General features: G+C 31.0%; 1 protein-coding gene. It reads left to right on the top strand.

Annotated features, from left to right (window positions below; genetic code table 11):
• Positions 1-380: 380 nt before the first annotated feature.
• Positions 381-1,748 (top strand): FAD-dependent oxidoreductase, encoded by a 1,368-nt coding sequence (locus B5G32_RS13465; protein ID WP_087936954.1) that lies wholly within the window; start codon positions 381-383, stop codon positions 1,746-1,748.
• Positions 1,749-1,938: the final 190 nt, after the last annotated feature.

Here is a 1,938-nt window from a genome sequence, read left to right as displayed (position 1 = left end):
GCCTATTCGACCCAATAGACTCTTTGGAAGATGGAATGTCTATACCAAGAAACCAACAACACTCAAATATAGAGTTGATGGCAAACGAAATCCCAAAGTTAGAAAAATGAAAAAGGGATATTTACGTATAAAACGCTAATCGGTAGTATAGACATCATTTTCTAAAAAAATTATAACTTAAAAACTTAAAAAAATCATTAAAAATGATCAGTGTCTTTTTGCACTTTTTTTTAGCACAGAAAGAAAAAGAGAGAATTTTGAATTTAATCAAATATTCTCTCTATTGTAATGTCATTAAATTGACGACATTGACTGAATCTTAGTTCTTTTTTTGTTTAAACTGATTATTTTTGGAAAGAATATCACATGGTGATATAAATATGAATCAATCTTATTGGCAGAAAACTTCATCTATTCAAAGATGTGCATCTATTCAAGATGATATGGATACAGATATTGTTATTATTGGGGCAGGAATGGCTGGGGTTTCACTGGCTTATCAATTAAAAGATTTACCCTATCGTGTTATTGTTGTGGATAAAGATCAGATTGCAAGTCATACGAGTGGACATACGACTGCAAAACTAACGGTTTTACATGGGAAAATCTATCCACTTCTTAAAAAACATTATAATATACATTATGCACATCTGTATTTTCGTTCGCAAGAGGAAGCGTTGAATACAATTAAAGATATTATTCGTAAGGAAGATATTGCATGTGATTTTCAGGAAAACGATGCGTATGTATATACTGATGATTCTCAATATGTTTCTATGATTCAGGAACTTGAGTACATATTAAAATCTTTTCATGTGGAAGTCGTCAAAGATTCACAACATTTAGCATCAGTTGGCTTAAAACACCAAGCGGTTTTTCATCCTTTGAAATATATGTATGGGTTAATTGATAAGTGTCAAAAAGATGGTATAGTTTTTTATGAAAAGAGTATGGTTGAAAGTATTGAACGCAAAAAAGATGGTTTTATTTTAAAAGTCAATCATCATAAGATTCGGAGTCGTTATGTTATTCATGCGACAAGGTATCCTTTTATTAAAAAAGGGATTTATTTTGCAAAGTTGTTTCAGACAAAAGAGAATGTTGATTTGCGAAACAAAGAAGGGAATCAAAGTTTACTATGTATAGATCATACTGATAGTTATAGACCGGTACAGGATAAGGGAATATATATTGATATGGCGAGTCAAGAATGGTATGCATTAGATAGTGTGCCATTACGTGGAGTACCTTATATTGGTGAGATAAAACCGGGAAGTCAGGAATATGTAATTTATGGTTTTCAAAAATGGGGCATGACATTATCTCAGGTAGCGGCCAAATTAATTAAAGATTTAATTTTACAGCAAGAGAATCCCTATAAAAGTTTATATAGCTGTCAATATTTTTCACTATCTTTTGCTAAGGAATATCAAAAGAAAATCATGAATTCATATTATAAGGGTTTTATATATCCAAGGTTTCATTGTAAGAAAGTGAATCAAATACAAAATGGTGAAGGTGCTATTGTTCGTGAAAATGGGAAACTCAAAGCAGTCTATATAGATGAAAATGGAAAATGTCATGTATTTTCTCCATATTGTCCGAATTTAAAATGTATTATAGAATTTGATCAAAAAGATAAGATATGGTTGTGTCCGTGTCATCAGTCAACTTATGATGCTTATGGTCATTTAATTGATGGACCGAGTTTGCATTCTTTAAAGAAAAAAAGAAATGACATTATATAATTAAGGATGTGATAAAGAGAGAAAAAAGAGGGTTAAATAAAAAAACGAAAAAAAGTAAAAAAAAGACTTGAAAAGGTAGAGGATAGATGGTATTATAGATGAGCACTCGACGAGAGGGCACAGGGACATTGAAAACTGAACAGTAAACACGTCAATAAAGATAGGAAAAAAGAAAGAGTCAAGAAGACAT

Source organism: Massilimicrobiota sp. An80 (genome assembly GCF_002159255.1).
Classification (GTDB): domain Bacteria; phylum Bacillota_I; class Bacilli_A; order Erysipelotrichales; family Coprobacillaceae; genus Allocoprobacillus; species Allocoprobacillus merdigallinarum.
Note: the sequence above shows the minus strand (reverse complement) of the source record. Positions and strands in the feature narration are given on the sequence as shown.